General features: G+C 49.4%; 10 protein-coding genes. 7 read left to right on the top strand and 3 right to left on the bottom strand.

Going from position 1 to position 12729, the window contains the following annotated elements:
* Positions 1 to 79: 79 nt before the first annotated feature.
* Positions 80 to 1180 carry an AraC family transcriptional regulator gene (locus tag LI015_RS03085; RefSeq protein WP_117625462.1) on the bottom strand — a complete coding sequence of 367 codons (1101 nt, stop codon included), beginning with the start codon at positions 1178 to 1180 and terminating at the stop codon, positions 80 to 82.
* Positions 1181 to 1317: 137 nt separating this feature from the next.
* On the opposite strand from LI015_RS03085, the gene LI015_RS03080 reads away from it, so the two are divergent.
* From LI015_RS03080 to LI015_RS03050, 7 genes are all read left to right on the top strand, one after another.
* Positions 1318 to 2673 (top strand): MFS transporter, encoded by a 1356-nt coding sequence (locus LI015_RS03080; protein WP_227124121.1) that lies wholly within the window; start codon positions 1318 to 1320, stop codon positions 2671 to 2673.
* 12 nt (positions 2674 to 2685) lie between these two features.
* Positions 2686 to 4326, top strand: coding sequence for an alpha-L-rhamnosidase-related protein (locus tag LI015_RS03075; RefSeq protein ID WP_227124118.1), 1641 nt, complete (start codon positions 2686 to 2688; stop codon positions 4324 to 4326).
* 155 nt (positions 4327 to 4481) lie between these two features.
* Entirely contained in the window at positions 4482 to 5954 is a 1473-nt protein-coding gene (locus tag LI015_RS03070; protein WP_117625465.1) for an aminotransferase-like domain-containing protein, read from the top strand.
* A gap of 156 nt (positions 5955 to 6110) precedes the next feature.
* Positions 6111 to 7436 (top strand): amidohydrolase, encoded by a 1326-nt coding sequence (locus LI015_RS03065; RefSeq protein WP_227124116.1) that lies wholly within the window; start codon positions 6111 to 6113, stop codon positions 7434 to 7436.
* A gap of 20 nt (positions 7437 to 7456) precedes the next feature.
* Positions 7457 to 8722 (top strand): MFS transporter, encoded by a 1266-nt coding sequence (locus LI015_RS03060; protein ID WP_002568702.1) that lies wholly within the window; start codon positions 7457 to 7459, stop codon positions 8720 to 8722.
* A 32-nt stretch (positions 8723 to 8754) separates the two neighbouring features.
* Positions 8755 to 9561, top strand: a complete 807-nt coding sequence (locus LI015_RS03055) for a DUF3100 domain-containing protein (protein WP_002568703.1) — start codon at positions 8755 to 8757, stop codon at positions 9559 to 9561.
* Entirely contained in the window at positions 9558 to 10022 is a 465-nt protein-coding gene (locus tag LI015_RS03050; RefSeq protein WP_002568704.1) for a hypothetical protein, read from the top strand. Before LI015_RS03055 ends, LI015_RS03050 begins: the two co-directional genes overlap by 4 nt.
* 26 nt (positions 10023 to 10048) lie before the next feature.
* Here the strand turns inward: LI015_RS03050 and LI015_RS03045 are convergent, their stop codons facing one another.
* Both LI015_RS03045 and LI015_RS03040 read right to left on the bottom strand, forming a co-directional pair.
* Positions 10049 to 11650, bottom strand: coding sequence for a sodium:solute symporter family transporter (locus LI015_RS03045; RefSeq protein WP_227124113.1), 1602 nt, complete (start codon positions 11648 to 11650; stop codon positions 10049 to 10051).
* 70 nt (positions 11651 to 11720) lie between these two features.
* The gene (locus tag LI015_RS03040; protein WP_002568706.1) at positions 11721 to 12728 is read right to left on the bottom strand and encodes a nuclear transport factor 2 family protein; all 1008 of its coding nucleotides are present in this window, start codon (positions 12726 to 12728) and stop codon (positions 11721 to 11723) included.
* Position 12729: the final 1 nt, after the last annotated feature.

Genomic DNA, 12729 nt, shown 5'->3' with positions numbered 1-12729 from the left:
TTATATATGCGCTGCCACCATGAAACAGAGAGGATAAGATGATGTTTTGGAAAAACCGTCATCTTATCCTCTCTGCGTATTACAGTGCCTGCGGCCCTGTCCGGCTCTCCCCGCCCGGCCCGGTGAAAAGACGGCTCCCTGTATTCCCCTTTCTGTACTTCCCAGGCGGCATTTCATACAGCTTCCTGAACATCCTGTTAAAATGCTCCACATTCTCAAATCCCACCCGGCTGCTTATCTCCGCTATGCTGATATTTGTATTTTTCAAAAGGATGGCAGCTTTCTGAAATCGGATTTCCTGTACAATCTGTGTAAATGATTTACCGGTGTATTCCTTTATGATTTTGGAACAATAGGGCTGGGAAAAATGAAACTGCGCAGCGGTTTGCTTTAAGGTGACACTCTGGTAGTTGTCCTCAATATAGCTTAAGATTCTTATGCTCTCCTCTGTGGCCCTGCGCATAACGGAAGGCAGCTGAATACGATCTTCGTAGCTTTGAAGTATTTTGGCAAACAGTATCATCAGCTGATTGCTGAGTATCTTTTCATAGTACCGGCTCTTTCCCAGGTATTCCAGAAACATGGAAAGAACATATTCCTTAAGCACCTGGTCACCCCTGGCCGGAATAATCAGATAGGGATTATGGACTCCTGAATACAGGGACTGGTTAAAAAAGGTTGCTATCATGTTTGTGTCCCTTAGCATATTAAAAAATATATCCTCAAAGGTACTCCGCCTTACCAGTATGTTCACCAGCAGGCTGTCGTCAAATACGCTCACGCTGTGTATGGTATCCGGCGCCAAAAGGCAAAAGTCCCCTTCCTCCATCTCAATCCTGTCTTTCCCCACATCCTGGCTGCAGTGTCCCTTTACCACATAGGCCAGCTCGAAAAATATATGGCGGTGCCGGAAAGGGGGTGTGAAACGGTTGTGCTTGCTAATCACAATATGGTTCTTATCCTCCGCGTCAAAATAGGCTTCATCCTTCATGTCAGAAGGCATCCAGCCCCCTGATACCTCCGGCACGATCAAACGGCGCTGTATGACTTCATTAAAATCCAGACTTTCCAAGAAATCCTCCAGCATCCATTTATCCTGCTTCACATTATAATACTGCTGATAAAATCGCTCATCCTCGTTAAATTCCATCAGCTGGTTCTCTAATTCTCCGGTAGTCATGGTTTTTCCCTCCCATCTCTGTTATGATTGTAACAGACAGGTTATAAAACATCAATTTATTTGATTATAAAACTCAATCGTTTTTTATTGCCTTATCCCTTACAATAACAGCATCAAATACAAGGAGGGGTTATTGAATGAAACAAGATTCAACCATGAGGTACGTGAAGCAGCAGATATGGAAACAAAGAATTGGCTATGGGGTTTCTGACTTTGCATGCAATCTGATTTGGCAGATGATTTCCCTGTATCTCTTATATTTTTACACGGATGTCATGTCCCTGAGCGCGAAGTCCATCGCTTTTATGTTTGTTGTCACGCGATTTATAGACGGAGGGACGGATTTACTGATTGGCTATTGCATTGACCATACCCGTACACGGTGGGGGAAGTCCAGGCCTTATTTTCTCTTCGGAGCCATACCATTTGCATTGTTTGCCGTCCTAGCCTTCAGTGTACCCGACATTTCCCAGTCAGGCAAGCTTATCTATGCCTATGTGACTTACATCGGTCTGTCTTTTACCTACACTGTGGTGAACATCCCCATGGCTTCCATCCTGCCAAGCCTGACAACCGATACCCAGGAACGGACAGCCCTGTCCACCACGCGCAAGTTCTTCGCCTTTCTGGGCTCCACAGTGGTCAGCTCCACAGCCTTAAAGCTGGTGGATTCCCTGGGCAAAGGCAGCGAAGCTCTGGGCTTTCGTATCGTAATGATAATCTTTGGTTTCATTGGATGCCTGCTATTCTTCTTTACCTTTGCCACTGTAAAAGAACGGGTAAATACGGCCGCTGAGAGCGTTTCCCTGAAAGAAAGCCTTATGTCCCTGGGAAAAAACAAGCCTTGGCTTATCTTTGCCCTCAACATTATTTTCATGTGGACCGGCTTTTTTCTCCAGACCAGTGCAATTGTTTACTACTATACAGCTGTCATAGGAAGCAAGGAGCTGTCAGTTACCATTGCCACCATCATGTCCATTGTGCCCATGGCAGCCAATTTCCTGGTGCCCGCACTGGCCGGACGCATGGGAAAACGCAACCTGTATGTGGGCAGTGCTGCCATACAGCTGGCCGGGCTGGTTGTCATCCTCTTTGCAGGTATAAACCATGGGGCTATACTGGCCGGAGCAGTGGTAACCGCTCTGGGATACGGCATGAAGGAAAGCATCTATTTTTCCATGCAGGCAGACCCGGTGGACTACGGTGAATGGAAGACCGGCATCAACACAGCCGGTTCACTGTCCGCCATCAACGGCTTCCTGGGAAAGGTGGCCCAGGCGGCCGCCGGCGGTATCAGCGGAGTCCTTCTGGCATGGGGTGCTTACCAGGGCGGTGCTTCGGCACAGAGTTCCAATGCGGTACTGGCAATCAAAGCCATGTACCTGTATATTCCCATGCTTCTTCTTATATGCTCCATCGTCACTATGCTGTTTTACAATCTGGATAAGATTTATCCCCAAATTAAGGCTGTACTGGATTCCCGAAACGAATAAGGAGATATAACAATGGCGCAGATTACAAATCATATTGAAAACTTTGAAATGAATATAAATGAGGATTTCGTAAGAAAAGCCCAGGAACTGGAGCCAGCTCTTCACTACAAAACAGTCCGGCCCGCGCAGCTCGTCTCATTCCAGCCTTCTGATGCCCCAGACAAGCCCAATGACTGGGACCTCCCGGTCCATAACAGGGCAGACCGGGTCTTTGACTGGATTCCCTGCCGTATGCAGCCCGTGGAAGCACTGGATACCATGCCTCTGTCAAAGGGCAGTTCCGTGTGCCTGGATTTTGGCACCCATCATGTGGGTTATATATCCTTCCGCCTGACGCCTGCAGGCAGTCCGCCTGACGCTCCGGCCCATATACGGATTAAGCTGGGGGAAATGCCCTGTGAAATTATGGAGGACACCGCATCCTACCAGGGCTCCATCAGCAGCAGCTGGATCCAGGAGGAATACCTTCATATTGATGAGATGCCGGCCAGAATCTCTCTGCCCAGGCGGTACGCTTTCCGCTACCTGGAACTGAAGGTCATGGACACCTCCCCCAAATACCAGGTGCTGCTAAGTGATGTATCCTGTGATACCGTCACTTCCGGCGACATGTCCCAGGTAGATCCCCTGAATGAAAATGTGCCGGAAGACCTGAAACGAATCGACGCCATAGCCCTTAAGACAATGGAGGACTGCATGCAGTCTGTGTTTGAGGATGGCCCCAAACGCGACCGGCGCCTATGGATTGGAGACTTAAGGCTCCAGGCTCTGACCAATTACGAAACATTTAAGAACTATGATCTGGTAAAGCGGTGCTTGTACCTGTTTGCCGGACTTACCCAAAACGAACATCATGTAGGCGCCTGCCTGTTCCTGCGGCCGGCCCCGATGGTAGATGATACTTCCCTGTTTGACTATGGCCTGTTCTTTATTTCCTGTCTCCATGACTATTATCAGGCCACCGGAGACCGGGAAACCCTGATGCAGCTGTGGCCTGCTGCTTACCACCAGGCTGAGCTTGCGCTAAAACGTCTGGATGGCAGAGGCGTGGTAAAAGACAGCGGCGACTGGTGGTGCTTCCTGGATTGGAATGACAGTCTGAACAAACAGGCCGGCGCACAGGGCGTCCTGATTTACACCCTGAGGCAGGCCCTTTCTTTAGCCCGGCTTATGTGCAGTGAGACATCCGGGGCAGAATCCGTCAAACAGTTGGAGAGCTGGATAGAAACCGCTGTCCGCGGAGCCCTGGAATATCTGTGGGATAAGGAACTGCGGTTCTTCATAAGCGGACAGAACCGCCAGGTGTCCTGGGCCTCTCAGATATGGCTGGTCCTGGCGGGTGTGCTGGACCAGGAGTCAAACCGCAGACTGCTGGAACATCTTGTAAAGGAGGACCCGCCTGTGGGAATGGTTACCCCCTACATGTACCATCATTTTATAGAAGCCCTGATACAAAACGGCATGAAGGACACTGCACTCCACTACATCCGCTTTTATTGGGGACAGATGGCGGACCTGGGCGCGGACTGTTTCTGGGAACTCTTTAATCCCAGGGACAGGTATGCCTCCCCCTATGGCTCCAGAATCATTAACAGCTATTGCCATGCATGGAGCTGCACACCCTCCTATTTTATACGGAAATATTTCAACTGAATCAGGGCGGGTTTCATCTGACTGGTATATGCCATCCGTTGCAGAACCCGCGCACTCCGCATATGACAGAAATTCATTGTTTTTATAATATAATTGAATTAGAATGATATAAAACAAGACAGAAACTTTGAAGGAATATCATAAAAGGAGCGAATATGGAGATTCAACTGAAGAAAAACAGTACAACCCCGCTGTACAAACAGATCCGGAACACAATCCGCAGTCAGATACTCTCCGGCCAGCTCTCCGACGGCTTTAAGCTGCCCTCGGAGCGCCAGCTGGTGGAAAAGCTGGGTGTCCACCGCAATACTGTTAAAAAGGCGTATGAGATGCTCATTCATGAGGGGTTGGTCTATGCCTCCGTCAAGGCACCCAGGGGATATTTTGTGAGAAACAGCCCTTCCGAGGTAAAACCCGACGGCAAACCGGATACAAGGAAAGCATTTTCTTCTCTGGACAAGAATTTTAATTACCATTTTCTAGGGACGCAAAATACGTTCCAGCGTCTGTATAATTCCTCATACCTCTCCGATAGCATTTCCTTTGCCGGCGTTCTGGTAAATAAAGAAACACTTCCATTGCCTTATCTGCATGAGATTATGGATGAAATTACTTCCGGTGATGACTTAGAGCCATTCTGGTTCTGCGATCCCCAGGGAACGGAGCGTATGAGAGCATGCCTGGCATCCCTGCTCTTTGGGAGGAAGATTTACGTACAGCCCCAGAATATCCAAATCATAACCGAGACTTACGAGGCCCTGAGCAATATCGCCTTCATGTATCTGAAGGAAGGTGATTTTGCAATTGTGGAGGAACCGGTCATGCCCGCCATTGTCAACATCCTTCTGCATACAGGAGCCCATGTGCTCTTTGTTCCCGTGGAAAAAGACGGTATCCAGATCGAAATACTGGAAAACCTGGTTGAACGCTATCGCCCCAAGTTAATCTATTCCATGCCAAACTTCCACAACCCCTCTGCAGCCGTAATGAGCCTGGAAAAAAGGAAACGGCTTCTTCAGTGCGCCCTATCACACAACATCCCCATAGTGGAAGATGACTCCCTGTTCGACTTTAACTACAGCGGCATTACACTTCCAAGCCTGTACTCCATGGATCGCACCAACTCGGTCATTTATATAGATTCCTTTAATCTGTCCTTTTTCCCCGGCGCCCGGGTGGGCTATATCGTGGCTCCTGATAATGTGATCAAGACCTACCGGCGTATTGTGAATAAGGATCAGATGTTTCTCAACAGCTTAAGCCAGTATATGTGGGCCCGTTTTTTTGAAAAGGGATACTATGAAAAGCACAGACAGTTTCTGATTGACTTTTACAGAAAAAAACGCGATCTGATGTGCAGCGCCCTCTCCTGTATTCCCGGTTTGTCTTTCTCTGTCCCGGACGGCGGTCTTGTTATCTGGATCCGCCTGCCTGAATATACAAATGACCGGCAGATTGCCGCGGCGGCAGAGCGGACAGGACTGCTTCTCATGCCGGGAAATACCTTTTTTGCCGAGGGCAGCCATGGAGAGTCTTATATCCGGGTCTCCTATTCCTCTGTCACGGACGAAGAAATCGCAGAGGGGTGCCGGCGCATGGCAGAGGTCCTGAATTCCTGCCGGATCTAGCAAAATAGTGTACCAATATTCATATTGGTACACATATCAAAATCATTATGGTACTTTACTCCTGACCGTCTTAGTAATAAAATACAAAATCATAGGACGCGCGTATCCGTAAATGCAGCATATTTTACTTTTATCGGAAATCAGGAGGAAAACCGAATGGAAGAATTATACAAGAAAACGCTGGACCGGCTGAAGGCCGAGCTTAAGAAACAACTGCCGGAGATAGAGGCAAATGGTGACTGGCTCTGGCATCACCCGGAGGCAGGATTTAAAGAAACAGAAACCCAGAAATACTGTCTGGAGGTTCTGAAAAACCATGGCTTTGAGGCCTGTACCTGGCCGGATGTAACAGGTTTTACCTGTACCTATGACACCGGAAGGCCCGGCCCCTGTGTGATGATCATGGGAGAGATGGATTCACTTATCTGCTATTCCCATCCGGACTGCAATCCTGAAACAGGTGCAGCCCATGCCTGCGGCCATTCCATCCAGGTGGCCACAGCCATGGGGGCGTTCATCACTCTCACAGAGAGCGGCGTATTAGAGAATTTCGGCGGAAAGGTCATGTTAGCCGGTGTTCCTGCGGAGGAATGCCTGGAGATAGAGTGGAGAACCCGGGAAATCCAAAAGGGGCGGCTCCATTACCTTTGCGGCAAAGCGGAACTGCTGTACCGGGGCGCATTTGACGGCGTGGACATTGTCATCTCCATGCACGCCGGTCTGGGAAATGACGGCACAATCACCATCCTTGGCTCCCACAACGGCTTCATCTCCAAAAATGTCACATTCCAGGGACGATCCGCCCACGCGGCAGCGGATCCGGAAAACGGGATCAACGCCCTGTACATGGCAAACACGGCTCTGACTGCTCTCAATTCCTTAAGAGAAACCTTTAAGGACAGCGATACTGTGCGTGTTCATCCAATCATCACCAAAGGCGGTACGGTTGTAAATGCCATTCCTGAGGAAGTATGCGTAGAATGTCTGTGCCGTGCCGGAAAGACGGAAACGGTTCTGGATGTTTCAAAGAAATTTGACCAGGCCATGGGGGCAGGCGCTTACGCCTTCGGCGGGAAGGCCCTGGTTCGCACACAGCCTGGTTACCTGCCCTACCGCCCCCTGCCGGAGCTTGACCAGGCAGCGGTTCAGACAGCAGACGATATCCTGGGCAAAGGCCGCGTAAACAAAGGCGGACATAACTGCGGTTCTACGGATCTTGGCGACTTAAACGAGGTCATTCCCGGAATCCAGGTATTTGTCAACTATATGTATGGGGACCATCACGGGGCGGATTACAGGATTGCGGACCGGAAAATATATGAAACCGCATCTTTATTTCTGGCTGCCATGGCCTGCCGCCTGCTGGATGACGGGGGCGCCCTGGCCCAAAAAGTGAAGGCGGCCCATAAGCCCCTGTTCGCCAGCGCCGAAGACTACTGTACTTATGTAAAGTCTCTTGAAACCGAGCAAATTTTACCATAATGGACAAACGAGGTGAACATATGGAAACTCCATCCTTAAAAAAGAATCTGCCGCTCTTAATCACGCTGACATTGTCCGGTTCCTTTATCTGCTCTCTTCCCTGGTTCCGTTCATACTATTATAATCCCTTTATGGAAACCTTCGGCATGACCAATACCCAGATGGGCCTGTGCGGTACGGCCCTCGGCGTAGGCGGAATCGCCGCATACCTGTTCGGCGGAATTATCTGCGACTACATATCCATCAAAAAACTGATTCCTGCAGCCATGATATCAACAGGCGCCCTGGGACTTGTGATGCTGACCATTCCTTCTCCCATCATTATGGTAATCATTCACGGTCTGTTTGCCATCACCTGCCTGATGCTCTTTTTCCCGGCTCAGACAAAGGCAGTGCGTAATCTGGCATCTGTCAATGAGCAGGGAAAGGCCTTCGGTATCTTTGAAGGAGGACGCGGTATCTCAAACGCCGTATATCTGGCAATCGCTGCTTTGATTTTCGGCCAGATGACGATTATAAAAAGCGAATCCTTTGGCGTACGCGGAATCATTCTGTTCTATTCTGTTATGACCATTCTCCTGGGTGTGATTGATATTGTCCTGCTGAAGGGAATTGACGATGGCAAAAAAGGTGACAGCAATGATACTGTAAACTTAAAAATGCTTACAAAGCCCCTCAAAATGCCTGCAGTCTGGCTGATGATTGGCATCATCTTCGCGACATTAACCATCAGCACCGGTTACTATTATATTTCACCTTATGTAACCGAGGTGTTCGGTGTCAGCGCGCTTCTTGGCGCTGTTCTGTCCTCTTCCTCACAGTACATACGTCCCATTGCCTCCTTCGGGGCAGGCGTGCTGGGCGACAGAATCAACAATTCCAAGGTCATGCTCATTGGACAGATTGGACTCGCTATTGCTCTGGTTATTATCCTGGCCGTTCCGTCCTCCATGGGAGTCCTTCCCATTCTGGTGGCCTGCCTGATGATTTTCTTCTGCATGTATATGTGCGTAACCATGCATTTTGCCATTATGGATGAGGAATATTTCCCGCCTGAATGCGTGGGAACCGCTATCGGCCTGATATGTGCCATTGGCTATCTGCCGGAGGCCACATCACCCTTTGTAGCTGGTGTGATTCTGGATCATTTTCCAGGTGCCGCCGGATACCGCCTGTTCTTTGTCTACCTTTTTGCCGTTACTGTTTTCGGACTGGTACTGACTGTTATCTGGCTGCGCAGAACAAAAGCCAGACGGGCGGAGATTCTGGAAAAGCTGAAAAAATAGGCCGGACGGCCCAGAGAAGGGGGGCAATAACTATGCGAAAGAAACTGTCTGATATGACAAAACAATACTCTTCATTTTTTCTATGTGTTATCCTGTGCTGCCTGGCCGCAGAATTCATTGGTCCCATTAAGCTCTCCTTAGGGAGGTTTACCGTTACCTTTCTGCCGCTGTTATACGCCATGCTTCTTATGCTGGTCCTGTATCTGGCAAAACCGGTCCGGGGAGTGGGGAAAGCTTATGTTCCGGCTGCTTCCAGGATGCTGTCCATGGGGGTTGTGTTCGCCATGGCAAAGCTGGGCATTTCCAGCGGCGCTTCCATAAAGGAGATGATTTCCGCCAGTCCAATCCTGATTTTACAGAACATCGGAAACATTGGAACCGTGCTTTTTGCCCTTCCCATTGCCCTGATATTAGGCATGAAACGGGAAGCCGTGGGCATGAGCTATGCGCTCAGCCGCGAGCCGAATGTTGCTCTGATTGCCGATATGTACGGCAGTGAATCCGATGAATTTAAGGGCGTTATGGTCTGCTACATCGTGGGAACCGTATTCGGCAGCATTTTTATGAGTGTTATTCCTCCGCTTTTTGTCACCCTTGGAATCTTCCGCCCTGAAGCCGCCGCCATGGCTGTGGGGGCAGGAAGTTCCTCCATGATGGCGGCAGGACTGGCAGGTGTGATAGAAGCATCCCCTGCCAGCAATCCCGACACGCTGACAGCCTTTGCAACCATCAGCAATGTTATCTCATCTGCAATCACAGTCTACCTTGGGATCTTTATAACCATCCCGCTGAGCAACCTGATTTATAAGGTCATGAAAAGAAAAGGGGTACCATCATGAGCGAAAAAGTATCTTTTAAAAGTCTCTGCGTGGAATGGGTAATTTCACTGACTGTAATGGTGATTCTGACCATGGCCTGTAATATCGTGGGGTATGGGGGACGGTTTCTGGAATCCATTCCCGGAATGCTGATTCTGTGCGTAATCAGCTTCCTTGGACTGACGGCAAAACACTTCATCCCCAGCAGCCTGCCGGCTGTAACCTATATCGGAATTATCGGAATGCTGGCCGCCGTCCCTGCTTCTCCCGTATCCGCTCCCATTATCTACTGGACCGGTAAAATTGATTTAATGGCTTCCATCACCCCCATTCTGGCCTTTGCCGGCGTGCTGTTAGGCAAGGACTGGAAAGCATTCCTGTCCATTGGCTGGAAGGGCGTTCTGGTGTCGCTGCTAGTGATCTTCGGGACTTTCTTTACATCAGGGCTGATAGCGCAGTTCATGGGAGCCGGGACAGTCTGACGCACACGGGCCGCCGGAGTATGCCCCTAAGCCCGCTGAAAGAAACAGATGACCGCCAGCTGAATCAAAAAGAAAACCAACAGGATCATACTGTATCTATCAACTGCAAAGGGCATAAGGCTGATACCGTTTTCCTCGGTACGCCCCTGCTCCTTCAAACAGGCCATATGGCCGCGGATTGTATAACGCCGGGCCTGTTCTCCCGCCGGCTCTCCAAACAGGCAGCTGAATACATACCCTGCCAGAAAGGTCATCACCGTACCAAAGGCAGAATTCCACATCCAGGTAAATCCGGCCAATGTTCCAAACAGCAATGTGATAATGAAACCAACTACAGCACCGCATACCGTTCCTTTGTCATTGGCCTTTTTCGTGAGCATGGCTAAAAGAAATATACCGCAGGTAGGGCCGCTTATATAGGATATATAGCTGCCGATAACCGCCAAAATAGATTTTGAAGTGCCGGAAAAGGCCAGCATGGTGATGATATATACCAGGATTCCCCAGACGGCCGATACCATCATGGAGGTCTTTAAGGAGGCCTCCTTTCCCTTTTCTATATATCTTTCATAGATATCTTTGGTAAATACCGTGGACATGGAATTCAGCAGGGAATCCACACTGGACATGGCTGCAGCAAATAAACTTGCCAGCAGCAGCCCCACCAGTCCTGCCGGCAGTCCTCCGATGAAACGGATCATCACATCATTGGCATTTTCAAAGGCAGCTCCGCCAAACTGTATAAACAACAGCGCTCCCAGAAAAATAAACAGGAAATAGAGGACATTCATCATGATACCGCTCACCACAAACGAACGCTTTAATTCCCGTATGGATTTGGCCGTGAACATCCGTTGAACCTGGGCCTGGTCAAAGGAAAAATACCGTGACCACATAAACAGTCCCCCCACCAATGCCGCCCAAAATCCGTTCTCATTGGTCAGGGAGAACTGCCAGCTGGTGTCAAACGCCCTCAGCTTCCCTGCCTGTGCAGCCATGCGGACGGTTTCAAAAAATCCGATATCACTCTTTGAGAACAGGAAAACCATTCCGCCTATCAGGCCGCCCCATATTACCAATATCTGGATAGCATCCGTCCAGATAACTGCCTTGATTCCGCCGGCCATTGTGTAAACCACCGCAATCACCACAATGACCGGTATTATGATGTTTATGCTGACACCCATAAAACGCTGCAGGACCAGGGAAGGGACAAACACCATGGAGCTGACCTGAATCAGGGAGTTGAGGATGAAGCCCAGCACTGCCGCCATCCGTGTTTTAGGACCCAGCCGGAGTTCAATGTACTCATATACGGATGTCAGTTTCAGATCGTACAGCATGGGCACAAATATAGTAGTGCTGATGAATAATGCCAATGGCACTGTCATGTTCTGCATGAACGGAAGCAGTCCACTGTGATACCCCCATCCTGGGCCTCCCACAAAGCTGTTGCAGCTAATCATGGTGGCGGCAATGGACAGTCCGATTGGCAGCCATGGCAATGAACGCTTTGCAACAAAATAATCTTCCTGGGTTTTGTTGGTCTTGCCCATGATAAATCCTAACACAAGCATTCCCATAAGATAAATGAAAATGATTGCAGCATCTATGATTGTAAATGTCATTGTCATGCCTGCCTTTCTATTAAAATTTTTGTTTGGTCCGGTTCCGTATTACGGCTGAGCCGGCTTACAATCAGTCGTGGTTCAGAATCTGACGTGTCCTCTCAAAAATATCCAGTCCCTGCTGTTTCAGCCAGTACGGGAGGTCGATTAAAACCCAGTTTTCAGAAAGCTTGTCTCCCCTGCGGCAGTAAACATCCACCACCTGCATATCTCCTCTTCCTCCTCCGGGTAAGCCCAGAAATCCTCCGATGGGTGTATTGGTCAGGTTAGGCCAGCCGAAGAAGCATGCAAAGTTGCCTTCCGCAAACCGGCATACATGCCCGTTAAAGGTTTTGTCCTTTAAATGATTGCGGAACGGAAGCTGGTGCTGTTCCTGGTAGCGCGGAATGGTATAGGAAGCTCCGATTCCCCCCGGACCATACCAAATCATATCCGATGCCCAGGCCTTTTCCAAAACCTCAGGGGGACAGCCCATGGCCCCGCTCTTATTCAGCTCGTCCAGGTCGTCTACCATTTTATTTACCAGTGCAAGTGTTTTTATCCCTTCCTCTTCAGGAGCGTCTTCCAACAGAATTCCATCATGATACCTGGGGCCGGGGTAGATAAAATAATTTCCAGTGGAAGGCGGAAGTGGATTTTCGCCGGCCTGGATCATGAGTCCGATTAAATCCACGAACATACCGCTCTTGCATATCTTGCCATTCTCTACACAGCTGAATTCCGCATAACGGAGGCTGGCCATTTTCCTGGTATGGCGAATCCCCAGAAAATCCTGGTCGAATAGACCCATCAGATGTCCCATGCTCATAACCCATTCCTCACCGCTGATTTCATTTGTACCAGCGATAAAGATGTCCTGTCTCCTCTGCATATGGCGGAGAGCCTTTTTTAAAGGTATCCAGAATGACTCCGCCACAGCCTCCCTGCCGTTTTGCTCACGGAACGGGTATACCCCCTTCCAATTATAGTCCTCGGTCATATATTCCCGGAAAACCTGGAGCACCTGTTCCGGTTCAGCCTTTTCCAGTGCGTCAAAATATGACAATGCTACCTTTTTTGCTTCCTGATATTGTCCCATC

The organism is Enterocloster sp. 210928-DFI.2.20 (genome assembly GCF_020554465.1).
Lineage (GTDB): Bacteria > Bacillota > Clostridia > Lachnospirales > Lachnospiraceae > Enterocloster > Enterocloster bolteae.
This window is presented reverse-complemented; position numbering and strand designations above follow the sequence as displayed.